Source organism: Streptomyces sp. NPDC005492, from assembly GCF_040605995.1.
Lineage (GTDB): Bacteria > Actinomycetota > Actinomycetes > Streptomycetales > Streptomycetaceae > Streptomyces.
In genome coordinates this window covers 1-24,480 of record NZ_JBEXDX010000046.1, presented here as the reverse complement: position 1 = coordinate 24,480, position 24,480 = coordinate 1, and the positions used below count along the sequence as shown (strand labels likewise).

24 protein-coding genes and 1 riboswitch are annotated in these 24,480 nt (G+C 69.1%); of the genes, 17 read left to right on the top strand and 7 right to left on the bottom strand.

From position 1 onward, the window contains the following. Nucleotides 1-14: 14 nt before the first annotated feature. The gene (locus tag ABZT04_RS37915) at nt 15-905 is read right to left on the bottom strand and encodes an aminoglycoside phosphotransferase family protein (RefSeq protein ID WP_356062983.1); all 891 of its coding nucleotides are present in this window, start codon (nt 903-905) and stop codon (nt 15-17) included. Nucleotides 906-977: 72 nt separating this feature from the next. Between ABZT04_RS37915 and ABZT04_RS37910 the strand changes: the two genes are divergently transcribed. The 4 genes from ABZT04_RS37910 to ABZT04_RS37895 all read left to right on the top strand — a co-directional run bounded on the left by ABZT04_RS37910 (nt 978) and on the right by ABZT04_RS37895 (nt 3,639). Then, complete coding sequence (locus tag ABZT04_RS37910; RefSeq protein WP_356062980.1) at nt 978-1,334, top strand: PRC-barrel domain-containing protein; 357 nt, start codon at nt 978-980, stop codon at nt 1,332-1,334. Between the two features lie 53 nt (nt 1,335-1,387). Next, nucleotides 1,388-1,675 carry a hypothetical protein gene (locus ABZT04_RS37905; protein ID WP_356062977.1) on the top strand — a complete coding sequence of 96 codons (288 nt, stop codon included), beginning with the start codon at nt 1,388-1,390 and terminating at the stop codon, nt 1,673-1,675. A gap of 417 nt (nt 1,676-2,092) precedes the next feature. Further along, nucleotides 2,093-2,521 carry a hypothetical protein gene (locus ABZT04_RS37900; protein WP_356062975.1) on the top strand — a complete coding sequence of 143 codons (429 nt, stop codon included), beginning with the start codon at nt 2,093-2,095 and terminating at the stop codon, nt 2,519-2,521. Nucleotides 2,522-2,547: 26 nt separating this feature from the next. Further along, a complete protein-coding gene (locus ABZT04_RS37895) occupies nt 2,548-3,639 on the top strand; it encodes an NUDIX domain-containing protein (RefSeq protein ID WP_356062972.1) in 1,092 nt (363 codons plus the stop codon). On the opposite strand, the gene ABZT04_RS37890 is transcribed toward ABZT04_RS37895, so the two are convergent. The 4 genes from ABZT04_RS37890 to gcvT all read right to left on the bottom strand — a co-directional run bounded on the left by ABZT04_RS37890 (nt 3,626) and on the right by gcvT (nt 7,981). After that, complete coding sequence (locus ABZT04_RS37890; protein ID WP_356062969.1) at nt 3,626-4,993, bottom strand: L-serine ammonia-lyase; 1,368 nt, start codon at nt 4,991-4,993, stop codon at nt 3,626-3,628. The two genes, ABZT04_RS37895 and ABZT04_RS37890, sit on opposite strands and share 14 nt — an antisense overlap. A gap of 93 nt (nt 4,994-5,086) precedes the next feature. Further along, nucleotides 5,087-6,361, bottom strand: coding sequence for a serine hydroxymethyltransferase (glyA, locus tag ABZT04_RS37885; protein WP_356062966.1), 1,275 nt, complete (start codon nt 6,359-6,361; stop codon nt 5,087-5,089). Between the two features lie 16 nt (nt 6,362-6,377). Continuing rightward, nucleotides 6,378-6,755 (bottom strand): glycine cleavage system protein GcvH, encoded by a 378-nt coding sequence (gcvH, locus tag ABZT04_RS37880; RefSeq protein WP_356062964.1) that lies wholly within the window; start codon nt 6,753-6,755, stop codon nt 6,378-6,380. A 98-nt stretch (nt 6,756-6,853) separates the two neighbouring features. Next, a complete protein-coding gene (gene gcvT / locus ABZT04_RS37875; RefSeq protein ID WP_356062962.1) occupies nt 6,854-7,981 on the bottom strand; it encodes a glycine cleavage system aminomethyltransferase GcvT in 1,128 nt (375 codons plus the stop codon). A 142-nt stretch (nt 7,982-8,123) separates the two neighbouring features. Continuing rightward, nucleotides 8,124-8,233, bottom strand: a riboswitch (glycine riboswitch). 148 nt (nt 8,234-8,381) lie between these two features. Between gcvT and ABZT04_RS37870 the strand changes: the two genes are divergently transcribed. From ABZT04_RS37870 to ABZT04_RS37825, 10 genes are all read left to right on the top strand, one after another. Next, the gene (locus ABZT04_RS37870; protein ID WP_356063076.1) at nt 8,382-9,056 is read left to right on the top strand and encodes an AAA family ATPase; all 675 of its coding nucleotides are present in this window, start codon (nt 8,382-8,384) and stop codon (nt 9,054-9,056) included. Nucleotides 9,057-9,120: 64 nt separating this feature from the next. Next, nucleotides 9,121-9,906 (top strand): enhanced serine sensitivity protein SseB, encoded by a 786-nt coding sequence (locus tag ABZT04_RS37865; RefSeq protein ID WP_356062959.1) that lies wholly within the window; start codon nt 9,121-9,123, stop codon nt 9,904-9,906. A gap of 117 nt (nt 9,907-10,023) precedes the next feature. Continuing rightward, entirely contained in the window at nt 10,024-10,812 is a 789-nt protein-coding gene (locus ABZT04_RS37860) for an enhanced serine sensitivity protein SseB C-terminal domain-containing protein (protein ID WP_356062956.1), read from the top strand. 336 nt (nt 10,813-11,148) lie between these two features. After that, nucleotides 11,149-12,156, top strand: coding sequence for an ABC transporter permease (locus ABZT04_RS37855; protein ID WP_356062953.1), 1,008 nt, complete (start codon nt 11,149-11,151; stop codon nt 12,154-12,156). 69 nt (nt 12,157-12,225) lie between these two features. Continuing rightward, a complete protein-coding gene (locus ABZT04_RS37850; RefSeq protein ID WP_356062950.1) occupies nt 12,226-14,016 on the top strand; it encodes an ABC transporter substrate-binding protein in 1,791 nt (596 codons plus the stop codon). A 111-nt stretch (nt 14,017-14,127) separates the two neighbouring features. Next, nucleotides 14,128-15,126: an ABC transporter permease gene (locus ABZT04_RS37845; RefSeq protein WP_356062947.1), complete on the top strand. Its 999-nt coding sequence runs from the start codon at nt 14,128-14,130 to the stop codon at nt 15,124-15,126. Next, nucleotides 15,123-16,220: an ABC transporter ATP-binding protein gene (locus ABZT04_RS37840; RefSeq protein WP_356062944.1), complete on the top strand. Its 1,098-nt coding sequence runs from the start codon at nt 15,123-15,125 to the stop codon at nt 16,218-16,220. The genes ABZT04_RS37845 and ABZT04_RS37840 overlap by 4 nt, the downstream gene beginning before the upstream one ends. Beyond that, nucleotides 16,217-17,467: a dipeptide ABC transporter ATP-binding protein gene (locus ABZT04_RS37835; RefSeq protein ID WP_356062941.1), complete on the top strand. Its 1,251-nt coding sequence runs from the start codon at nt 16,217-16,219 to the stop codon at nt 17,465-17,467. Before ABZT04_RS37840 ends, ABZT04_RS37835 begins: the two co-directional genes overlap by 4 nt. Nucleotides 17,468-18,007: 540 nt before the next feature. Further along, nucleotides 18,008-19,399 carry a M1 family metallopeptidase gene (locus tag ABZT04_RS37830; RefSeq protein ID WP_356062938.1) on the top strand — a complete coding sequence of 464 codons (1,392 nt, stop codon included), beginning with the start codon at nt 18,008-18,010 and terminating at the stop codon, nt 19,397-19,399. A gap of 34 nt (nt 19,400-19,433) precedes the next feature. After that, on the top strand, nt 19,434-20,090 hold the full coding sequence (locus ABZT04_RS37825) for a trimeric intracellular cation channel family protein (RefSeq protein ID WP_356062935.1): 657 nt from the start codon (nt 19,434-19,436) through the stop codon (nt 20,088-20,090). On the opposite strand, the gene ABZT04_RS37820 is transcribed toward ABZT04_RS37825, so the two are convergent. Beyond that, entirely contained in the window at nt 19,999-21,237 is a 1,239-nt protein-coding gene (locus ABZT04_RS37820; protein ID WP_356062932.1) for an alpha/beta hydrolase-fold protein, read from the bottom strand. The two genes, ABZT04_RS37825 and ABZT04_RS37820, sit on opposite strands and share 92 nt — an antisense overlap. A 152-nt stretch (nt 21,238-21,389) precedes the next feature. Here ABZT04_RS37820 and ABZT04_RS37815 point away from each other — a divergent pair, with 152 nt between their 5' ends. After that, nucleotides 21,390-22,280, top strand: coding sequence for a thioesterase family protein (locus ABZT04_RS37815; RefSeq protein WP_356062929.1), 891 nt, complete (start codon nt 21,390-21,392; stop codon nt 22,278-22,280). Between the two features lie 28 nt (nt 22,281-22,308). Here ABZT04_RS37815 and ABZT04_RS37810 read toward each other — a convergent pair whose 3' ends face one another. Beyond that, entirely contained in the window at nt 22,309-22,896 is a 588-nt protein-coding gene (locus ABZT04_RS37810; protein ID WP_356062926.1) for a TIGR03086 family metal-binding protein, read from the bottom strand. 49 nt (nt 22,897-22,945) lie between these two features. Here ABZT04_RS37810 and ABZT04_RS37805 point away from each other — a divergent pair, with 49 nt between their 5' ends. After that, entirely contained in the window at nt 22,946-23,923 is a 978-nt protein-coding gene (locus ABZT04_RS37805) for a YafY family protein (RefSeq protein ID WP_356062924.1), read from the top strand. A gap of 140 nt (nt 23,924-24,063) precedes the next feature. Continuing rightward, a complete protein-coding gene (locus ABZT04_RS37800; protein ID WP_356062921.1) occupies nt 24,064-24,429 on the top strand; it encodes a hypothetical protein in 366 nt (121 codons plus the stop codon). The last annotated feature ends 51 nt before the right edge of the window (nt 24,430-24,480 follow it).

Sequence of the window (24,480 nt, the reverse complement as noted above, 5' to 3'; positions counted from 1 at the left end):
TGTGCTTGAAGTGCTCAGAGTAGTGAGGGGTGACCGTGCTCGGTGAGGACCTCGGTGAGCTGGTGGGTGGTCTGGCGTGCGACGCGGGGGTCGGTGGCCGCGTGCCTGGTGTAGGCGTTCAGGCCGGTGGCGAGGGCCCAGCCCATGCCGCGGGTCCAGGTGTCGTCGTCCAGGCCGAGGGCGGAGCGGAACAGCGGACGGGTCGTCGGCGACAGCAGGGTGTAGGCGATGACCAGATCGCAGGCGGGGTCGCCCATGCCCAGGCCGCCGAAGTCGATGACGGCGGAGAGGTGGCCGTCGGTGGTGAGCAGGTTGCCCGTGTGGAAGTCCCCGTGGCACCAGACCGGTTCGCGGTCCCAGGCCGGAGCCCGGAGCGCGTTCTCCCAGACCTCGGTCAGGGCGGCGGCGTCGAATGCCCCGTCCACGGCCTCGATCGCCGCCCGGATCGCGTCGTCGCGGTCGGCCAGCGGGGCGCGGGTCAGCTCGGGATGGGGGCCGGGGATCAGCGTTCCGGCGGTCGGGATGCCGTACAACGTCCGTAGGAAATCGGCCAGTTGGACGGCGGTCCGCTCGGGGTCGGCGAGGTTCTCCGCGCTCGCCGTCGTCCCGTCGAGCCAGCGGGTGACGGACCAGTGCCATGGGTAGCCGTCGCCCGGTGTGCCGAGCCCCAGCGGTTCCGGGACGGGCAGGGGCAGCAAGGGGGCCAGGCGGCGGAGCCACAGGTGCTGCTTGGCGGCCTCCCCGTCCGCCCAGTCGCTCCGCGGCAGCCGCACCGACATCGTCTCGCCGAGCCGGTAGATGTGGTGATCCGATCCGGCGACCTCCAGAGGGGTCAGCGGCAACTGGGCCCATTGCGGGAACTGCGTGCTGAGGAGTCGGTCGACGAGCGCGGAGTCAATGGTCATCTTTCCCTTTCCGAGGGGTGGGTACCCGGTCAAGATTGACAGCAAGAGGGGGCCGTCCAGAAGGAGAAGGCCATGATCCACGCAGCGGACATCCGGGAGTGGCGTGAACGTGACGTCGTGGACCCGGAGTCGCACAAGATCGGTGTCCTGGAGGCCGTCTACGTCGACACCGCCACCGACGAGCCGGCCATGGCCACGGTCCGGGTCGGGCTGCCCACACGGCACCGGCTGATCTTCGTCCCGCTGGACGACGCGATCGTGGGCCCGGACTACGTCAAGGTCGGCTACGCCAAAGCCCTGGTGAAACAGGCTCCTTCGATCGGCACCGACGACATCCTGCCCGCCGAACAGGAGGAGCCGATCTTCAAGCACTACGGCCTGCCCTACCGCCCCGGTGTCAACGGCGAACGCCAACTCGCCCGTCGCTGAGGGCACCGGGCGCCTGCTGGTTTCAGCCCGGCTTTCCGGGTCATCCGTTCAACATGTCCATTCGCTACGGCGGAAGCCCCGCGGGGACGGTCATCTCCGTCATCGCGGACATCGCGGCACTGATACTGATCCTGTGGATCGGCCTCTACCTGTTCGACGCCAACACCGCGAACAGCACGGTCGACTGGGTTCACCACGCGGCCAACTGGCTCTCGGGCTGGTCCCGCAACCTCTTCACCATCCACTCGGCGGACTGGCGCACCGTGGTCAACTACGGCCTGCCCGCCCTCGTCTACCTCTTCATCGGCCACGCGGTGGCCAGCGGGGTCAACCGGACCTGAGCACCGGTTCGTGCGGGCAGACGGCCGACCGGAGCGTACCGTGCTCCGGCCTCCCGTCCCCCGTCGCAATCCCTCGATCAGGTGACACCCCCTGCGCGGCCGATCGAACACCGCATGGCGACCGCACCTCCCAGCAGTCCCTGGGCCCGCACCCGTCGTCGTCTCGAACTTTCGTCCGACGATTCGCCCGGCCTCACCCGTGAAGGCTCCGTGATCAGGCGCGTTCTTCAGGCGCCGAGTCGCTCAGTCCGTCGCAGGAGGCCGCCATGGATCCCGTCCCCGTTCCTGCCCCCGCCCCGCTCGAGTTCGAACATCGCGCCCCCTTGATCACGGTCCCCGTCCTGTCCGCGACGCACGAGGTTGACGCCACGGCCGTCGCCCACGCGGATACGTCACGACGGCCAGCGAGGTGGGGGCATGAGCGGAGCGACCACCCTTCCGGACCCCGTCCGGGCCTGGGCCGAATCCGTCATCGGTCCCGTCACGTCTCTCGACGATGCCCCCCTCGCCGCCTGGCCGTCGCCCTCGCGCGCGTGGGAGGTGACGGCGGGGCGGCAGGGCGGTGGCGACCGCTTCTGGGTCAAGCTCTCCGCCGCGCCCCTCGCCTTCACCCGCGAGACCTTCGCCCACCGGCACGCCGTGTCCTACCTCGGCCCCGGCCGCGCGCCCCGTCTCACCGCGACGTCCGCCCAGCACCTCGCCCTGATCACTTCCACTGTTCGCGGCACCCCGCTGAGCGCGCTCACCGTGACCGGGGCCGCGCTGGAGGCGGTGCGTACGGCCGCCGAACTCGCCCACGGCGGCGGCCTGTTCGCCGAACTCCTGACCCTGTCGACCGACCGCTGACCACCAACGACCGACCAGGAGAACCGGTGGGACACACCAACCCCGACCAATGGGACGCGCACTACGCCGAAGGCAACACCTTCAGCCCCCTGCGCGACGCCGAACGCGCGCTGCTCGCCGCGCACGCCCCGGCCCCCGCCGACGGCGGACGCGCCCTGGACGTCGGCTGCGGACTGGGCGAACTCGCCCGTCACCTCGCCGAGTTGGGGTACGAGGTCGACGCCGTCGACTACGCCCCCGCCGCCCTCACCCGCGCCGAAGCCCGGCACCAGGCCACCGCCGCGGTGACCTACCACCTCTTCGACATCGAACGCGACGACCTCGACACGCTGCCCCGCCCCGCCTACGACCTGATCACCTTCCGCCTCACCTGGGCGTTCGTCCACGACCGCACCCGCGTGCTGAACCGGCTGCGCGAGCGGTTGCGGCCGGGCGGCGCCCTCTGTGTCATCACGCCTCTCGCGCGGGCCGTACCGGACGGCAAACGCCCCATCGCCCTCGACGACGAGGAGATCGACGCGCTGTGCGCGGGCTGGGCCTCGGCCGGGCGCCACGACGCGGACGGCCTCGCGTTCGTCGTCCTACGAGGGTCCGCCCCCGCCCAGGCCACCTGTGCGGGCAAAGGACGGCCCTCCCCGCACGCCCTCACCGGCGCCGGTGTCGTCGTCACCGACTCGGCGGGGCGGATCCTGCTGGGCTGGTCGGTGCGCGGGGTATGGGAGTTGCCCGGCGGCAAGAACGACCCCGGCGAAGGCTTCCTGGAGGCGGGCGTACGGGAGTTGGAGGAGGAGACGGGCCTGCGGGCCGACCCCGCCGAGGCGCGTGTGCCGGCCCTCCTGCTGGACTCCATCGACACCATGCCCCGGCTGACAGCCGTCGTCCACGTCCCCGCCTGGACCGGTCGACCGACCGTCACCGAACCGCAGTTGATCCGTCGCTGGGAGTGGCACGAGGTCACCGACCTCCCCGCCCTGCCGCAGCCGCTGTTCACCCCGAGTGCGCACGTCATCGACACGGTGTGGCCCGGCCTGCTCGCGGACCTGCCACCCGTCCACCGCTACCCGATCGCCCTCGAAGCCGGGCATCAGCTCGGGGACAACGGCCTCAGCACTCGATGATGTTCACCGCGAGCCCGCCGCGCGCCGTCTCCTTGTACTTCACGCTCATGTCCGCCCCCGTCTCCTTCATCGTCTTGATGACCTTGTCCAGGGACACCTTGTGCGAGCCGTCCCCCCGCATCGCCATCCGCGCCGCCGTGACCGCCTTCACCGCGGCCATGCCGTTGCGTTCGATGCAGGGGATCTGGACGAGGCCGCCGACGGGGTCGCAGGTGAGGCCGAGGTTGTGTTCCATGCCGATCTCGGCCGCGTTCTCGACCTGCTCCGGGCTGCCGCCCAGGACCTCGGCCAGGGCGCCCGCGGCCATGGAGCAGGCGGAGCCGACCTCGCCCTGGCAGCCGACCTCGGCGCCGGAGATGGAGGCGTTCTCCTTGAAGAGCATGCCGATGGCGCCGGCGGCCAGCATGAAGCGGACCACGCCCTCCTCGTCCGCGCCCGGCACGAAGTTGATGTAGTAGTGCAGGACCGCCGGGATGATGCCGGCCGCGCCGTTCGTGGGGGCGGTGACCACGCGGCCGCCCGCCGCGTTCTCCTCGTTCACCGCCATCGCGTAGAGCGTGATCCACTCCATCGCGTGCGCCAACGGGTCGCCCTCCGCCCGGAGTTGGCGCGCCGACATGGCGGCCCTGCGGCGGACCTTCAGGCCGCCGGGCAGGAGGCCCTCGCGCGACATGCCCCGCGACACGCACGCCTGCATCACACGCCAGATCTCCAGCAGCCCGGCCCGGATCTCCTCCTCCGTGCGCCAGGCACGCTCGTTCTCCAGCATCAGCGCGGAGATCGACAGACCGGTCTCCCGCGTGAGCCGCAGCAACTCGTCGCCGGTGCGGAAGGGGTACTTGAGGACCGTGTCGTCCAGCTTGATGCGGTCGGCGCCCACCGCCTCCTCGTCGACGACGAAACCGCCGCCCACCGAGTAGTACGTCCTGGACAGCAGCTCGGTGCCCGCCGCGTCGTACGCCCACAGCGTCATGCCGTTCGCGTGGTACGGCAGGGCTTTACGGCGGTGCAGCTTCAGGTCGTCGTCGTAGGAGAAGGGGATCTCGTGGTCGCCGAGGAGCCGGAGGCGGCCGGACTCCCGGATCCGCTCCACCTGTTCGTCGGCCTTCTCCACGTCCACCGTGCGCGGCGACTCGCCCTCCAGGCCGAGCAGCACCGCCTTGGGGGTGCCGTGCCCGTGACCGGTGGCGCCGAGCGAGCCGTACAGCTCGGTGCGGACCGAGGCGACGGAGTCCAGCAGCTCTTCGTTGCGCAGCTTGCGCGCGAACAGGCCGGCCGCCCGCATCGGGCCGACCGTGTGCGAGCTGGACGGGCCGATACCGATCGAGAACAGGTCGAAGACGGAGATGGCCACGGTGACTCCTCAGAACAAGCAGGACATGCGAGGTGGTGCAGGGGGTGGGACACCGCGCACACCTCCCAGTGTGCGCGGTGTCCCGGGGGCCGACTACAGCCCGGGATACAGCGGGTACTTCTCCGCCAGCGCGGTCACGCGGGCCTTCAGCGCGTCGACGTCGGCCGCCCCGAAGGGAGAGGGCGCCTTCAACGCCTCGGCGATGACGTCCGCGACCTCGGCGAAGTCCTCGGCGGTGAAGCCGCGGGTCGCCAGCGCCGGAGTGCCGATGCGCAGGCCGGAGGTGACCATCGGAGGACGCGGGTCGTTCGGGACGGCGTTCCGGTTGACCGTGATGCCGACCTCGTGGAGCCGGTCCTCGGCCTGCTGACCGTCGAGTTCGGAGTTGCGCAGGTCGACCAGGACGAGGTGCACGTCCGTGCCGCCGGACAGGACGTCGACGCCTACGGCCTTCACGTCGTCCCGCACCAGGCGCTCGGCGAGCAGCCGCGCGCCCTCCACCGTACGCCGCTGGCGCTCCTTGAAGTCCTCGCTCGCCGCGACCTTGAAGGAGACCGCCTTGGCGGCGATCACATGCTCCAGCGGACCGCCCTGGAAGCCGGGGAACACGGACGAGTTGAGCTTCTTCGCGAAGGACTGTTTCGCGAGGATGATCCCGCCGCGCGGGCCGCCCAGCGTCTTGTGCGTGGTGGACGTGACGACGTCCGCGTACGGCACCGGGTTGGCGTGCAGACCGGCCGCGACCAGCCCCGCGAAGTGCGCCATGTCGACCCACAGATAGGCCTCGACTTCGTCGGCGATCCGGCGGAACTCGGCGAAGTCCAGCTCGCGCGGATACGCCGACCAGCCCGCGATGATCACCTTCGGCCGGTGCTCCTTGGCGAGCCGCTCCAGCTCGGCCATGTCGACAAGACCGGTCTGCGCGTCGACGTGGTAGGCGACCACGTCGAACTGCTTGCCGGAGAAGTTCAGCCGCATCCCGTGGGTCAGATGGCCGCCGTGCGCCAGGTCCAGGCCGAGGATGGTGTCCCCGGGCCGCGCCAGCGCGAACAGCGCGGCCTGGTTGGCGGAGGCGCCCGAGTGCGGCTGCACATTGGCGTACTCGGCGCCGAACAGCTCCTTGACCCGGTCGATCGCGATCTGCTCGGCCACGTCGACGTGCTCGCAGCCGCCGTAGTAACGGCGGCCCGGGTAGCCCTCGGCGTACTTGTTGGTGAGGACCGAGCCCTGTGCCTCCATGACCGCGACCGGAGCGAAGTTCTCCGACGCGATCATCTCCAACGTGGACTGCTGACGGCGCAGCTCGGCGTCGACGGCGGCGGCGATGTCCGGGTCGAGTTCGTGCAGGGGCGTGTTCAGTACGGACATAGGGGTGTACGACTCCTCAGCCGGCGGAAAACGCGGTGTACTCGTCGGCGGAGAGCAGGTCGGACGGCTCCTCCGCGACGCGTACCTTGAACAGCCAACCCCCCTCGAAGGGGGCCGAGTTGACGAGCGACGGGTCGTTCACCACGTCCTCGTTGATCTCGGTGACCTCGCCGGCGACCGGCGAGTACAGGTCGCTCACCGACTTGGTCGACTCCAGCTCACCGCAGGACTCGCCCGCGGTCACCGTGGAGCCGACGTCGGGGAGCTGGGCGTAGACGACATCGCCGAGCGCGTTGGCCGCGAACTCGGTGATGCCGACCGTCGAGACGCCGTCCTCGGCGACCGACAGCCACTCGTGCTCCTTGCTGTAGCGCAGTTGCTGGGGGTTGCTCATGGCCTGAATTCTCCTGTACGCGAGGGAGTGCTGATGAATGGGGGACTGCTGGAAGCATGCGTGAGCAGCGGTGACGTACCCGGGGCCACGCCCAAGGGTTACTTCTGGCGCTTGTAGAACGGCAGCGCCACGACCTCGTACGGCTCGTGACTGCCCCGGATGTCCACGCCGACACCGGCCGTGCCCGGCGCCGAGTGCGCGGCGTCGACGTAGGCCATGGCGATCGGCCTGCCGAGGGTCGGGGAGGGCGCGCCCGAGGTGACCTCGCCGATCACCTGGCCGTCGGCGACCACGGAGTACCCGGCGCGCGGGACCCGGCGGCCCTCGGCGACGAGCCCGACCAGGACGCGCGGCGGCCGCGAGGCGGCGCGCTCGGCGGCGGCCTCCAGGGCCGTACGCCCGACGAAGTCGCCCTCCTTCTCGAACTTCACGACCCGGCCGAGCCCGGCGTCGAAGGGGGTCAGGTCGGTGGACAGCTCATGCCCGTACAGCGGCATGCCCGCCTCCAGGCGGAGGGTGTCCCGGCAGGACAGCCCGCAGGGGACCAGGCCCAGCGGCTCGCCCGCCTTGGTCAGCGCCTGCCACAGCTCCACCGCGTGCTCCGGCCGCACGAACAGCTCGAAGCCGTCCTCGCCGGTGTAGCCGGTGCGCGCGATCAGCGCGGGGACGCCCGCGACCGTGCCGGGCAGGCCCGCGTAGTACTTCAGGCCGTCGAGGTCGGCGTCGGTGAGGGAGGCGAGGATGGCGGGGGACTCGGGGCCCTGCACGGCGAGCAGGGCGTACGCGTCACGGTCGTCGCGGACGACCGCGTCGAAGCCCTCGGCCCGCTCGACCAGCGAGTCCAGGACAATCTGGGCGTTGGAGGCGTTGGCCACCACCATGAATTCCGTCTCGGCCAGCCGGTAGACGATCAGGTCGTCCAGGATGCCGCCGTCGGCCCGGCAGATCATGGTGTAGCGGGCCCGGCCGACGCCCACCGAGGCGATGTTGCCGACGAGCGCGTAGTTGAGGAGTGCGCCCGCTTCCGGTCCGGTGACCGTGATCTCGCCCATGTGGGAGAGGTCGAAGAGGCCGGCCTTGGTGCGGACGGCGAGGTGCTCGTCGCGCTCGGAGCCGTAGCGCAACGGCATGTCCCAGCCGGCGAAGTCGGTCATCGTCGCACCGAGCGAGCGGTGCAGCGCGTCGAGCGCGGTGCGGCGTTTGTCAGGGGTGGCGGTACTGCTCATCGGTCGGTCTCCCAAGGCATGACGGCGAGGTCGTTCCTCCCCATCTGTCATCGGGACCTGAGAGGTTCGCCATGACCGCGCGGGCCATGGGTTGCACCTTGGGTGGGGCCACCGGGAAGGGCGGCCCGCTTTTCAGATGTGCCTCGCCCGCGCGGTAACGGGGCCTGAGAGATTCAAGGGAGGGACTTGCTCCTTCGGCGCCCCGGACGACGTCTAACGACGTACTGCCGGGGACTCTCCCGCGCGGATTCAAGCGGCCGGTATGCAGTTGGCGCGCACATCATCGCACAGCCTTTGTAACAGGCCTGTGGCCGGAAGCGAACGGAACCGCGAGACACCGTGCATTACCTTCTCTTTACGTTCAGTGGGGACAACCTTTCCTGACCCCGCAGGGAGGACGATCACGGTGACAAGGACCACGGTGTACGCCACGACCTCGGCCGTCGCGCTGCCGAAGCAACCCTCGGCCCCGGCCCAAGAGGCCTGCCCGGCCCGCCCGGCACCGGTCGTCCGCGATCTCCGCGAGCGTGCCGGCCACAGCCCGCACGGACTCCGCTTCGGCGCCCGCGACCTCGTCGTGGTCACCGGTCTGCCCGGCAGTGGCAAGTCCACGCTGATGCACCGCACCGTCCGGGGCGCACGGATCGACTCCCAGGACACCCGCGACCACTGGGACGCCCGGATGTCGGGCCGACTCCCTTATTCCGTCTACCGCCCCCTGGTCCGGCTCGCCCACTACGCCGGACTGCACCGCACCCTGCGCTCCGCGTCCGGAGCCGTCGTGCACGACTGCGGCACCCAGACCTGGGTGCGCGGCTGGCTGGCCCGCGCGGCGCGCCGCCGGGGCGGGACCCTGCACCTGGTGTTCCTCGACGTCGGCCCGGACACCGCGCTCGACGGTCAGCGCGAGCGCGGTCGCGGAGTCTCGCGGTACGCGTTCCTGCGCCACCGCAGGGCCGCCGCCCGGCTGTTGCGCGCCGTGGAGCGCGGTGACCTGCCGCGGGGCGTCGGTTCGGCGGTCCTGCTCGACCGGGACGCGGCGGACGTGCTGCGGCGGATCGACTTCGCGGACTGAGCCGCTAGCCTTTTCAGCCACAGCAGGTTTGCAGCAGGCGGTTTCACCAGCAGGCGGTAGGTAGATGGACTTCCCGGCGGACTTCCCCGGTCAGGCGTACCCCCACCCGCATCCGCACGGCGGATGGCCCGGCAACGAGCTGGAGGAGGTGCTCTCCGCGTCCCTCGGCATGCCCTCGGCCGGCGGCCGGATCATCGAGGTGCTCGGCCGCAGCTTCATCTGGATCCCGCTGCCCAGCGGCGGCGGCCCGCAGAGCGGCCCCCTGGACCTGCCCACCCTGGAGATCGACGGACAGGCCTACGTCCCGGTCTTCAGCTCCGAGGAGCAGTTCCGGCGGGTCGTCGGCTCGCATCTGTCGTTCACCATCGCGCCCGCCGTGGAGTTCGCCCGCGGGCTGCCCCCGCAGGTCGGCCTCGCGGTGAACCCGGACGGCATGGTCGGCGTACCGCTTCCGCCCCCCGCCGTCGCCGAGTTGTGCCGCATCGGCCGTACCGCACTCGACGGTCCGACCAGCGGCGGCCGGGTCCGGCTCTTCGAGCCCGACTGGCAGGACGACCCGGTCGACTTCCTCGCCGCGGCCTCCGCCGAGTTCGCCGGCACGGGCGTGGTCGGCACGGCCCGCCGCTGCCTGGCCGCGATCGAGACCGCCGACCCGGTCATGTTCGTCGGCGTCGAACTGACCAACTGGGACGGCGATCTGAGGGCGGCTCCGATGGACGCCCTGTCCCGCGCCCTGGCCCGGGCCGAGGTGAAATGGCCGGTCAACCTGGTCCTGCTCGACGTGACCCAGGACCCGGTCGCCGAGTGGATGCGCCAGTCGGTGCGCCCCTTCTACACACAGGGTCACTAGGGCCTGTCCGACCGCCGACCCACCCGTCGACGGACATCGGACCCCCGGCCACCGGGCGCTTAAGCTGGTTCCATACGCGGGTCATCTCAGGGCAACTACCAGAAGGGGCGGTACACGTTGAGCGCCAGCGGCACCGCGACCGGCCAGGTCGAGCACATGCTGCGCCAGGTGACGCCCGGGCGCTACGACGCCTACGAGGCGCTCCTGCGCGCCCTCGCGACCCCCCACTCCGGTCAGATCTGGATGCTCCTGTGGCACGGCCAGTCCGGCTCCCCGGACGCCCAGTACGGGAACATGCAGGTCGACAGGTACGGCTACGCCCCCTGTGTCACCTCCGCCCAGGAGCTCTCCGCCAGCGGCTGGAACCGCTCCTACGAAGTGGTCGACGGCCTCGACGTGGCCCGCACCCTCTACCCCGACCACTTCGGTCTCTGGCTCAACCCGCACGCCCCCGGCGGCGGCGTCGGCATCCCCTGGCTCGACCTGCGCCGGATCGCCACCGGCCTGGAGCGCCAGCCCGCCGGACCACTGCGGCTGTCCGAACCGGGCATCGAGATCCCGCAGTTCTACGCCCTGCTCACGCAGAACGCCCACCGCACCCCGGCGGTCCGCACGCTGCGCCGCGCCTGGGTGCAGCCCGCGCTCGGAGCGCCGTATCTCGCGATCGGACTGGATGTGTACGACACCAGCCCGCCCGCCGTGGACTCGGTGCGCGCGATGATGCAGCAGTCGATCGGCGCGGTCCCGGACGGGCTGCCGGTGTCGACCGTGGCGATGGCCGACGAGTACGACCCGGTGGCCCTGTGGCTGCGGGCGAACGCCCGCCCGTTCTACGACCGCGAGGCGCACGCGGCGCCGGCTCAGGCGGGCGGGTACGGATACCCGCCCGCCCGTGGTGGATACTGACACCCGCGAGTCCTCTTCCCCGCTTCTCCGCAGGATTTACGTCTACGACACATTTCTTCGCGCGTAGACCGCGGTGTGATGCCCCGAAAGACGCCGGATCGACGTTGTGTCCGATCTGTCCGACGTCCGGGGGGCGTTACCCACTGTTCGGATAACGGAATCCATCAGACAGCATCACGTTTAGGCATCCATTCACCGCCAAGTCTGGCAACAGATCGCCAAAGCGTTGAAGACTCCCGATCCATGGGGTTTAACCCCTGTGTACAACAGACTGATCACGTCGCCACAGCGGCAAGCGCGGGCCGGCTACCGCCGGTTGAGAGGGGTCCCTGCCAGATGACGGCACCACTGCACGAGCCGACCGCGGAAGCGGCCCCGAGCGCGGCCGAGGAAGCGGCGGCCGCGACCGTCGGCGAGAAGGACGTGCAGGGGCGTTCCCTCGGCCGGATCGCCTGGGACCGCCTCAAGCGGGACAAACTGGCCCTGTCGGGCGGCATCGTCGTGTTCGTTCTCGTCGTGGTGGCGCTGCTCGCACCCGTGCTCGCCAATCTGTACGGACAGGATCCGGACACCTTTCACGAGAACCTGATCGACCCCCTGTTCAGCACCCCCAAGGGGTCGCTCGGCGGGGTCAGTGGCACGCACTGGCTGGGCGTCGAGCCGGTCAACGGCCGCGACATCTTCGCCCGCACCCTCTACGGCGCCCGCATCTCCCTGCTGGTCGGCTTCCTGTCAGCGATCGTCGCTGTCGTGCTCGGCACGGTCCTCGGCATCCTGGCGGGCTTCTTCGGCGGCTGGGTCGACTCGGTCATCAGCCGCGTCATGGATGGCCTGCTGGCCTTCCCCCAGTTGCTCTTCATCATCGCGCTGGTCTCCGTCATGCCGGACCAGATGCTGGGCCTGAGCGGTTCCAGCGTGCGTGTGTTCGTGATGATCCTGGTCATCGGCTTCTTCGGCTGGCCCTACATCGGACGCGTGGTGCGCGGTCAGACACTCTCGATGCGTGAACGCGAGTACGTCGAGGCCGCCCGGTCGCTGGGCGCGGGGCGGTACTACATCCTCTTCAAGGAACTGCTGCCCAACCTGGTCGCGCCCATCATCGTGTACACGACGATGATGATCCCCACCAACATCCTTACGGAGGCCGCCCTGAGCTTCCTGGGTGTGGGAGTCAAGCCGCCCACCTCCTCCTGGGGACAGATGCTCTCGACCGCGATCGACTACTACGACTCGGACCCCATGTACGTGATCGTCCCCGGCGTAGCGATCTTCATCACCGTTCTGGCGTTCAACCTCTTCGGCGACGGCGTGCGGGACGCGCTGGACCCGAAGGGCTCGCGCTGAACTGCTGTACCCCAAGCCTCCCGTGCCATCTACACGGGGTCTCTCATCAAATCCGGAGGATCCGAGATCGTGACTACCCAACGCACCTCAGGGCGGCGCAGGCAGGCGTTGGCCGCTGCTGCCGCGGTCGCAGGCATGCTGGCCATGGCAGCGTGCGGCGGCGGCAACGACAACGGCAGTTCCAACAACGGCGCGGCCGGCTTCGACGCGGCGAACAACAAGGTCGCTCAGGCCTCGCTGGTCAAGAAGGGCGGCACGCTGAAGTTCGTCAGCACTCAGGACGCCGACTTCTGGGACACCACTCGCGGCTACTACGGCTTCATGTGGGACTTCGCGCGCTACTACAGCCGTCAGCTGCTCACGTACAAGACCGAGCCGGGTGCGGCGGGCGCGGACGTCACCCCCGACCTCGCCACGGACATGGGTACGGAGTCCGCCGACGGCAAGACGTACACCTTCCACCTGCGGGACGGGGGCACCTGGGAAGACGGCAAGGCCATCACCTCCCAGGACATCAAGTACGGCATAGAACGCGTCTGGGCACAGGACGTGCTGTCCGGCGGTCCGATCTACCTCCAGCAGATGCTCGACCCCAACAACACCTACAAGGGTCCCTACAAGGACACCTCGAAGGACAAGCTGGGCCTGAAGGCGATCTCCACGCCCGACGCGAAGACGATCGTCTTCCACCTGCCCAAGGCGAACTCGGACTTCCGTCAGGTCCTGGCCATGGTGTCGGCCTCGCCGGTCCGCCAGGACAAGGACACCAAGGCCAAGTACACGCTGCACCCCTTCTCCTCCGGCCCGTACAAGTTCCAGTCGTACACCCCGGGCAAGGGCTTGGTACTGGTCCGTAACACCAACTGGAAGGCGTCCTCGGACCCGATCCGTAAGGCGTACCCGGACAAGATCACGCTGGACATCTCGTCCAACCAGAACGACGCGGACCAGCGTCTGATCAACGGCGACTACGACATCGACGCCAGTCAGACGGGTCTGGGCCCGCAGGGCCGCACCACCGCACTGAAGCAGGACAAGGCCAACCTGGACAACCCGGTGTCCGGTTTCATCCGGTACGCGGTCTTCCCGCAGACGGTGGCGCCGTTCAACAACATCGAGTGCCGCAAGGCCGTCATCTACGCCGCCGACCACGTGTCGATCCAGACCGCGCGCGGTGGCCCGGTCGCCGGTGGTGACATCGGCACCAACATGCTCCCGCCGTCGGTCGCGGGTGGCGAGGGCCAGAAGTACGACCCGTACGGGATCGCCGGTGCCAACAAGAACGGCAACGTCGACCTCGCCAAGAAGGCGCTGACGGCCTGCGGTCAGCCGAACGGCTTCAAGACCACCATCGCCGTGCGCAGCAACAAGACGCAGGAAGTGGCCACGGCCACGGCCCTGCAGGCGGCGCTGAAGAAGATCGGTATCCAGGCCGACATCTACCAGTACGACGGCTCGCAGAGTTCCGGCATCATCGGCAGCCCGTCGAACGTCCAGAAGAAGAAGCTCGGCATCATCATCATGGGCTGGGGTCCGGACTTCCCGACCGTCCAGGGCTACGGAATCCCGCTGTGGGACAGCCACTACATCCTGCAGAGCGGTAACAACAACTTCGCCATGATCAAGGACAAGACGATCGACGGCCTGTTCGACACGTACAACTCGACGCAGGACGACGCGAAGAAGACCCAGATCGCGACCGAGATCAACCACAAGGTCATGGAGGGCGCGTACTACCTGCCCTTCACCTTCGAGCGACTGCTGAACTGGCGCTCCTCGCGTATCGGCAATGTCTACACGACGAACGCGTACAGCGGCTACTACGACTTCGTCAACATCGGTCTGAAGTCCACGAAGTAATTCCGGCACACCCGCCGTACGGCACGAAAGGCAGGTGAAGGCCGGCGCGGCGGGACCGTGGGCCACCGGACGACCTCCGGTGGCCCACGGTCCCGCGGTAGGCCGTTAGCTGTGCTCGCTTACCTCATCAGGCGGCTGTTCGCCGCCGCAGTGATGCTGGTGGTCATCATCCTGGTGGTCTTCTGCATCTTCTTCCTCGTCCCCAAGTGGGCGGGCGTGGACATCGCCACGAGCTTCGTGGGCAAGCAGGCCGACCCCGCGTCGGTGAACGCGGTACGGGAGAAGCTGGGACTGAGCGACCCGATCTTCGTTCAGGTCTGGCACTTCTTCAAGGGCCTGTTCATGGGCCGCACCTACGCGGCCGGCGGCGATGTCACCCACTGTGCCGCGCCGTGCTTCGGCTACTCCTTCCGCAGCGAGCAGGCTGTCTGGCCGGTGCTGACCGACCGCTTCCCGGTGACCCTGGGGCTCGCGCTCGGTGCCGCCGTGCTGTGGCTGGTCTTCGGTGTCGCGGCGGGTGTGCTCTCGGCGCTCAAGCGAGGCAGCATCTGGGACCGCGGCGCGATGGTCATCGCGCTCGGCGGTGTGTCCCTGCCGATCTACTTCACCGGCCTGCTGTCGCTGGCGATCTTCAGCTACGGACTTGGCTGGATCGACGGCAAGTACGTGCCCCTCGACCAGGGCATCGGCGGCTACCTCGGCGGCATGATCCTGCCCTGGGTCACCCTCGCCTTCCTCTATGCCGCGATGTATGCCCGTATCACCCGTGCCACCATGCTGGAGATCCTCGGCGAGGACTACATCCGCACGGCCCGCGCGAAGGGCCTCACGGAGCAGGTCGTCATCGGCAAGCACGCCATGCGCTCGACGATGACGCCCATCCTGACCATGCTCGGCATGGACCTCGGAGCCCTCATCGGCGGCGCGATCCTGACCGAGACGACGTTCAGCCTGCCCGGCCTCGGCCAGGCGGTTCTGAGCGCGATCAAGAACCAGGACCTGCCCATCATCCTGGGCGTCACCCTCATCACTTCTCTCGCCGTGCTGATCGCCAACCTCGTGGTGGACATCCTGTACGCCGTGATCGACCCCCGAGTGAGGCTGTCATGACCGAACTCAGCAAGAGCGGGGCAGCCGTGGGCGAGCCCATCAACGCCTCGCCCGCGCCGACCGCCTTCCTGGAAGTACGCGACCTGAAGGTGCACTTCCCGACCGACGACGGTCTGGTCAAGTCCGTCGACGGGCTCAGCTTCCAGTTGGAGAAGGGCAAGACCCTCGGCATCGTGGGCGAGTCGGGCTCCGGCAAGTCGGTGACCTCGCTCGGCATCATGGGGCTGCACACCGCCGGCCAGTACGGCAAGCGCAAGGCCCAGATCTCCGGCGAGATCTGGCTGGAGGGCACCGAACTGCTCTCCGCCGATCCCGACCACGTACGCAAGCTGCGTGGTCGCGAGATGGCGATGATCTTCCAGGACCCGCTGTCCGCGCTGCACCCGTACTTCACGATCGGCCAGCAGATCGTGGAGGCGTACCGCATTCACCACGACGTCGACAAGAAGACCGCGAAGAAGCGCGCGGTCGAGATGCTGGACCGCGTGGGCATCCCGCAGCCGGACAAGCGCGTCGACAACTATCCGCACGAGTTCTCCGGCGGTATGCGGCAGCGCGCGATGATCGCGATGTCGCTGGTCAACAACCCCGAACTGCTCATCGCGGACGAGCCGACCACCGCCCTCGACGTCACTGTCCAGGCACAGATCCTCGACCTCATCCGGGATCTGCAGAAAGAGTTCGGCTCCGCGGTCATCATCATCACCCACGACCTGGGCGTCGTCGCCGAGTTGGCCGACGACATCCTGGTGATGTACGGCGGCCGCTGCATCGAGCGGGGCCCCGCGGAGAAGGTGTTCTACGAGCCCCGCCACCCCTACACCTGGGGCCTGCTCGGCTCGATGCCGCGGCTCGACCGCGAGCAGCAGGAACGCCTGATCCCGGTCAAGGGCTCCCCGCCCTCGCTGATCAACATCCCGTCCGGCTGCGCCTTCAACCCGCGCTGTCCGTACGCGGACGTCCCGAAGGACAATGTCACCCGCACGGTCCGCCCCGAGCTGACCGAGGTGGGCAGTCGGCACTGGGCCGCCTGCCACATGACGCAGGAACAGCGGGAGCGGATCTGGACCGAAGAGATTGCGCCGAAGCTGTGAGCGAGAAACCTGAGGACGCGGCCGTGACGATTCCCGCGCAGAGCGAGGGCACCGCTCAACTCACCGAGGATGCCGCCCCCGGCGAGATCCTGCTGAAGGTGACCGGGCTCCAGAAGCACTTCCCGATCCGCAAGGGCCTGTTCCAGCGGCAGGTCGGTGCGGTGCACGCCGTCGACGGGATCGACTTCGAGGTCAAGGCCGGCGAGACCCTGGGTGTCGTGGGCGAGTCGGGCTGCGGCAAGTCGACGATGGGCCGGCTGATCACCCGGCTCCTCGAACCGACCGCGGGCACCGTCGAGTTCGAGGGCAAGGACATCACGCACCTCGGGGTGAGCGGCATGCGTCCGCTGCGCCGCGACGTACAGATGATCTTCCAGGACCCGTACTCGTCGCTGAACCCGCGCCACACCATCGGCACGATCGTCGGTGCTCCCTTCAAGCTCCAGGGCGTCGAGCCCGAGGGCGGCGTGAAGAAGGAGGTGCAGCGCCTGCTGTCGGTGGTCGGCCTCAACCCCGAGCACTACAACCGCTATCCGCACGAGTTCTCCGGCGGCCAGCGTCAGCGCATCGGCATCGCCCGCGCGCTCGCGCTCAGCCCGAAACTGGTCGTGGCCGACGAGCCGGTCTCCGCGCTCGACGTGTCGATCCAGGCGCAGGTCGTGAACCTGATGGACGACCTCCAGCAGGAGCTCGGCCTGACCTACGTGATCATCGCGCACGATCTCTCGGTCGTCCGGCACGTCTCCGACCGGATCGCCGTGATGTACCTCGGCAAGATCGTGGAGCTGGCCGACCGGGACTCGCTCTACAAGGCGCCGATGCATCCGTACACCAAGGCGCTGATGTCGGCGGTCCCGGTCCCCGATCCGCGACGCAAGTCGGCCAAGAGCGAGCGCATCCTGCTCAAGGGCGATGTGCCCTCGCCGATCTCCCCGCCGAGCGGCTGCCGCTTCCACACCCGGTGCTGGAAGGCGACGCAGATCTGCACGACGACCGAGCCGCAGCTCGTCGAGCTGAAGCCCGGTCAGCGGGTCGCCTGCCACCACCCGGAGAACTTCGCGGACCAGGCGCCGCAGGACACGGTGCTGCTGTCCGCCGCGAAAGAGGCGGCGGAGCTGGTGGCGGACGAGGTGCTGGCGGAGGCGTCGGCGGCGGTGGCCGCCAAGACCCCCTCCGAAGGAACCGCTGAAACCACTGAAGCCGTCTCGGAATCTGACGAGGAATCGGAAACCGGCGGCGAGAAGTAGCAGCGAGAAGCAGAAAACAGATCTGTCGATGACGGAGTGGGCCTCGGCAACCGGAACTGGTTGCCGAGGCCCACTCCGTCAAACCGGACTACTGGATCAGGAGTTGGTTTCCCAGTAGTGCCGGCCGACGGAAGATGCCCGGAAGCTTGGCCGTGCCCGTGGCCAGAGTTGTCGTCGTGCAGTTCGGGTTGGTGCGGTGCGACTGCCGAGGCGAAGAGGTAGCTCGCGCTCACCTCCAGCGAGGTGGAGACGCTGTACCTGATGGTGCCGGCCTTGGTGACCGAGATCGACATGGTGCCGCCGGGACCGTCCTTGAAGTACTGGCCCTTGGCGGGCATTCGTCCTTTGGGGCTGCGAAAAACGCGGCAAAGCCCCTGTCAAATGCCGTGCCTGCCAACGGATTGCCCCGGACCGGGGATCGTCAGGAGTCAACTGGCGAGTGGTGCATGACGAGTTGGTAAAGTCATGTCCATGCCGAAACGGGAGCGGGCAGAGTCGAGCGTGTCCGACTGATCGGAAACGCACCCGAAGGGACGACTCATGGCACTCTCCCGTGCGGCACGTATAGGGGCCCTCGCGACCGCGGCGGCCTCTTTTCTTGTCGTAGCCGCCTCCTCCGCCCCCACCCCCGGCGCGGACGGCATCGGTGACAGCTACTTCCCGCAACTCGGCAACGGCGGTTTCGACGCCCGGCACTACGCCCTCGACGTCGCCTACAACCCCGACACCGACCGCCTCGACGGCCGTACGACTCTCACCGCCCGGGCCACCCAGAACCTCTCGTCCTTCGACCTGGACCTCCAGAGACTTGAGGTCACCAAGGTCGAAGTGAACGGCAGACGGGCCGAGTTCACCCGCAGCGGCGACGAACTGGTCATCACCCCGCGGGACTCGCTCCGCAAGGGCAGGGACTTCACGGTCTCCGTCACCTACGGCGGGGTGCCCGAACCCCTCAACGGCCCCATCGTGTTCGGCTCCGACTACGGCTGGATGAAGACCGCCGACGGAGTCTTCGTCGCCTGCGAACCCAACGCCGCCTCCACCTGGTTCCCGTCCAGCGACCACCCCTCCGACAAGGCCACCTACGACATCCGCATCAAGGCCCCCAAGGGCCTCACCGGCGTCTCCAACGGCCGCCTGATCTCGACATACGACAAGGGCGACTCGACGTACACCCACTGGCGGGAGAGCAAGCCGATGGCGACCTACCTCGCCACCGCCACCATCGGGAAGTTCGACGTCAGGACCGGGAAGACGCCCGGTGGCATCCCGATCTACGTCGCCATCGACCCGGTCCTCGCGAACAGCAACAGCGTCGACGTGTACGCCGTGACGGCCGCCGCCACCGACTACTGGTCGCAGGTCTTCGGCCCGTATCCCTTCGAGGAGACCGGCGCGATCGTCGACGACATGCCGGAGGCGGGGTTCTCGCTGGAGGTGCAGAGCAAGCCCGCGTACTCGGCCGTGCGCAGCGAGACGACGATCGTGCACGAGCTGGCCCACCAGTGGTTCGGCGACTCCGTGTCGGTCGCGCACTGGAAGGACATCTGGCTCAACGAGGGCTTCGCCAGCTACGCCCAGTGGCTGTGGACCGAGCATCAGGGCACCCGCACCGCGCACGACTCGTTCCTCGCCGCCTACAACGCGCGCCCCGCCGACAACGCCTTCTGGCAGACCGTCGTCGGCGACCCGCAGCGCGACACCATGTTCGCCTCGGCCGTCTACCAGCGCGGCGCGATGACCCTCCAGATGCTGCGCGAACGCATCGGCGACGCCGCGTTCTTCAAGCTGCTGCCCGCCTGGACGAAACTCCACCGCTACGGCAACGGCGACACGGCCGGGTTCATCAGGCTCGCCGAGAAGATCAGCGGGCAGCAGCTCGACGACCTGTTCCAGACCTGGCTCTTCACCACGGGCAAGCCCACGCTGTAGATCCACCGGGAAGCCCCACGAGTAACAATGTGGGGTGCTTCAGCAACTGTTCAGCCCCTCCGTCCAGCACACGCTCGACATCGTCGGCATCTTCGTGTTCGCCATCTCCGGCGCGCTGCTGGCGGTTCGCAAGAACTTCGACGTGTTCGGCATCGCCGTCCTCGCCGAGGTCACCGCGCTGGGCGGAGGGATCTTCCGGGACGTGATCATCGGAGCGGTGCCCCCGGCCGCCTTCACGGACCTGGGCTACTTCATCACCCCGCTCTTGGCCGCGCTCCTCGTCTTCTTCCTCCATCCCCACGTGGAGCGCATCCAGCTCGGCGTCAACGTCTTCGACGCCGCCGGCCTCGGCCTGTTCTGCGTCTCCGGCACGGTGAAGGCGTACGACTACGGCCTCAACCTCACCTCCTCCGCCGCCCTCGGTCTCGCCACCGCCGTCGGCGGCGGTGTGCTGCGGGACGTGCTGGCCAACGAGGTGCCCTCACTGCTCCGCTGGGACCGCGACCTGTACGCGGTCCCGGCGATCGTCGGCGCCACGATCTCCGTCCTGTGCATCCGCTACGACGCGCTGACCCCGCTCACCAGCGGGCTCGCCATCGTCACCGCTTTCGTGCTGCGCCTGCTCGCGATGAGGTTCCACTGGCGAGCTCCGCGCGCGTGGAACCGTCGTTCGACCGTCCGTGAGGAGTAGTGCTCCCGGCCTTGGCGTGCGGACGGTTCTTGCCCATCTCCAGGGTCAGCCAGCGGAACACCGTCGTCACCTGCGGCCGCCACAGCGCCATCGTGTGGCCGCCGTCGCTGCGCGGCAGGAACACCACGTGCACGGTAGTCGGCGCCTTCGCGACCGACGCCAGGGCGGTGCCCGCCTGGTAGCCGTCGCCGGACTCGCCGGAGATGTAGAGCGCGATCGGCGGCGGGGTCTTCTTCTCCTTGAGCAGCAGATACGGGTTGTTCGCGGCGCGCAGGGCCGGGCTCGCCGCGGCGAGTGAATTGCGTTCGCCGATGGGGTCGTTGTAGCCGGACATTCCGACGGCCGCGCGGTAGCGGTCCGGGTGGGCCACCGCGAGCTTGACCGCGCACTGCGCCCCGGCCGAGTAGCCGGCCACCGCCCAGCCGGAGGGGGCTGGCTCGGCGCGGAAGTTGTTCATGACCATCCTCGGCACGTCGACGCTCAGCCAGGTGTCGGCGTTGACGGTGCCGGTGATGTTGGCGCAGCCGGTATCGACACCGGCCAGCAGGTTGGTGCGCGGCGCGACCAGGATGAAGGGGGCGACCCGGCCGCTCCTCATCAGCGGCGACAACTGCGCGTTCGCGTGCAGCGACCCGAACCAGGCCTTCGCCGAGCCGGGATAGCCGGGCAGCACCTCCACGACCGGGAACTTGTGATGCCGGTAGGCGGGCTCCTTGTACTGCGGCGGCAGCCACACATAGACCTCGGCGTTGACGCCGGACACCTGGCCCTTGAGCTGGGTGACCTCCACCCCGCCGGCCGCGCGCATGCCGGGGCCCTCGGCGGGGGAGAAGTGCTGCCTGACCTTGGGCAACCGTTTCAGCGAGATGTTGCCGGTGCCGTCCTTGCCGAGGTCGGCGGCCTGCTGGACGTGGTTGCCGGTGCCGAGGAGGTCGGCCCAGTTGTCGTACAGGTTGTTCTGGTTGTTGACCATCACGAAGACCAGGGTGACGGCCGTGCCCTGGGCGAACAGCAGCATGAGTGCCCGTGCCGCCACGCGCAGGGCCTTGGGGCCGCGCAGCCGTGACCACAGCACGAGCGGCAGTATGAGGGCGACGACCGTCAGCACGACGGCGGTGTAGAGGAACGGAGTCCCGGTGAGGCTCATGTCCCCAAAGAGGGAGAACCTGGGCCGGGCGTCACGGACGACTTCGGACACTTACCAAGAAATTGCCGCTTCCTCACCCGGCCGGTCGGTGTTTTCATATGCCCGCAACACCAAAGCTACCGCTTAGTAATTTCCTATTGTACGGTTCACCTATGCCAGAAGCAGCTTCCGCGTCGACGGCCGTGCGGGCCACGATCGGCGACAGCGAGTTCGACCGCGACACGGCCGTCACCCGCCGCGCCCCGGGCGTCTACGACCTCGACCTCTCGGCCGGCTGGACGATCATCAGCGCCGTCAACGGCGGCTACCTCCTCGCCGTCCTCGGCCGCGCCCTCGCGGACGCCCTGCCGCACAGCGACCCGTTCACGATCTCCGCGCACTATCTGACGGCGTCCCAGCCGGGCCCGGCGGTCGTCCGCACGGAGACGGTCCGCACCGGCCGCACCCTCTCCACCGGCCAGGCATCCCTCTTCCAGTACGACGACGAGGGCCACGAGGTGGAACGCATCCGGGTCCTGGCCTCCTACGGCGACCTGGACGCACTCCCGGACGACGTCCGCACGTCCGCCAAGCCGCCCGTCTTCCCACCCCTGGACCAGTGCTTCGGCCCGGAAACTGCATCAGATATCCGACTGCCGTCGGGTGGCCCGGCCCCGGTCGACGGCAGCTCGGCCATCACCGACCGCCTGATGCTCAAGCTGGACCCGTCCACCCTCGGCTGGGCCCTGGGCGCACCCTCCGGCAAGGGCGAGATGCGCTCCTGGTTCGGCCTCGCGGACGGCCGCGACGCGGACCCCCTCTCCCTCCTCCTCACGGTGGACGCGCTGCCACCCACAGCCTTCGAGATCGGCCTGAAGGGCTGGGTCCCCACGGTCGAACTCACGGTCCATGTCCGCGCCCGCCCCGCCCCGGGCCCGTTGCGCGTCTCCATCACCACCCGCAACCTGGCCGGCGGCTTCCTGGAGGAGGACGCGGAGGTCTGGGACAGCGCGGATCGACTGGTGGCCCAGTCACGGCAGTTGGCTCGGGCGAAGCTGGCCTGAGGGATTTTCGCTGCGGGGGTGGGTGGGTTCAGATAATGGGCTTGCGGCCGAGCCAAGCCGCCAACCGACCGTAGGCGTCGGCCTGTTCAGGCGCGGAGCGGGCAGAGCCGAACGGGATGTCCGTGTCCCGCTCCTCGTCCGGCAGGACCCGGTGGGCGATGGTGAGGGCGAACTCGGCCAGTTCCGGGTCGAGTTCGAGGGGGTGGCCCAGGGACTCGGAGAGGTCCCAGGTGTGGGTGACGCCCTCCATGACGTAGCCGGCCAGGGCGATGCGGCCCGGTGCCTCGCCCCAGGGCACCTGGACCAGCGCGTCCAGGCGGGTGCCGTCCGACCAGGCGTTCGTGGCCCGGGCGCGGGCCTCGTCGTAGGCGGTCGGCCAGCCCTGGTCGGGGATGCCGTCCACGAAGGGGTGTACGGCGAGGCCGTCGCCGCCCTCGCCGATCGTCGCGATGCGGTGGGTGCCGCCGACCAGATGGCTCAGCAGGGTCCGTACGTCGAACTCCGTGCACGGGGTGGGGCCGTTGAGCTGATCCGGTCGTACCGTCCTGATCAGCGCGGCGGCCTGCTCGGTGGCACGGGTGTACAAGGGGCGGGGATCGATCGGGGTGGTGTTCATGGACCCGATGGTGGGCCCATAACCTGACAGTTTCCGGCAACATTTGCGTATGAAGGCCGACCGACTGCTCTCGATCCTGTTGCTCCTGCAGACCAGGGGCCGGGTCCCCGCGCATGAACTCGCCGACCGGCTGGAGGTGTCGGTGCGGACCATCTACCGGGACATCGAGGCGCTGTCCGCCTCCGGGGTGCCGGTGTACGCCGAACGCGGGCGGCACGGCGGGATCGAGCTGCTCGCCGGATTCCGTACGGATGTCACGGGACTGACCGCCGACGAGTCCCGCGCCCTCTTCATCCTGGCCGCGCAGGGCGCCCACGCCGCACTGGGCCTGGACGCGGCACTCGGCTCGGCGCTGCGCAAGGTGATGGCCGCGCTGCCGGCGCCGTACCGCCCGGCCGCCGAGGTGACCTCCCGCCGCATCCTCGTCGACGCCACCCGCTGGAAGGGCGGACCCCAACCCGCCGTGGACCTGGGCGTGTTGCAGGACGCGGTCTTCGCCGACCGCCGACTGCGCCTGCGCTACCGGCACAGCGGCGCCAAGGAGCCCAGCACCTACACCGTCGACCCTTACGGCCTCGTCTCCAAGGCGGGCGTCTGGTACCTCGTCGCCGACCGCCGCGCGAAACCCCGACTCTTCCGCGCCGACCGCGTGCACTCGGCCACCCTCCTTCCCGACCCGGTGAAGCGCCGCCCGGGCGTCGAACTCGCCGACGCCTGGGATGTGTTGCGCCGTCAGGTCGAGGACCGCCCCGGCGGACTCGACGTCACCGTCCGCGTCCGCCGCTCCCGCCTCGACATGTTCGTGCGCCTCAACGCCTCCTCGCTGACCGAACTCCCCACCCTCGACGGTGAGAGCGAGTGGGTGACCGCCCGGCTGTCGTACGGCTTCGTCCGCGAAGCTCGTCAACTCCTCCAGTTCGCCGACACGTTGGAGGTCGTATCGCCGCCCGAAGTCCGCGCGGAGATCGCCGCGGCGGCCGCTTCTGTCACGGAGTTGTACCAGGGAGTAGGCGGGGGCCAATCGTGAAGTCCCAGGCCAGGGCGGTCTCTTGGGCTGCCCTTTACCTTGCGCACAGGGTGGGGACAGGGCGCCGACAACGAAGCCCTAAGCGGCGTTGATTGAGTTCCCGTCTCAAGACACCCTCATCGTTTTTGGAGTCGTTTCTCATGAAGCGTGTGCGTCTCATCCCCGCGGTGGCCCTGCTGGCGCTCTCGCCCCTGGCCCTGGCGGCCTGCGGCTCGGGCGACTCGACCTCGTCGACCGGCACCGGCAACTCCGGTTCCACCCAGTCCTGTTCGGCCGCCTCCGGCATGCCGACCGGAAACTCCACGACCCGGCCCACCGGTGCCCCGTCCGGCGCGCCCACGGGTGCCGCGGGCGCCTCGGGCATGCCGACCGGTCAGCCCACGGGCAACGCCTCCGGCATGCCGACCGGCGGCCCCGGCGGAGGCGGCGGTCAGGGCGGCGGCCCCGGTGGCGGCTGCGGCGGTCCCGGCGGTGGCCAGATGAGCGGGGCCCCGCAGCAGGGCTGACCACGAGCTCCGTGACTCTGTACGACAGGGGCGGCGCACCCGGAACACCGG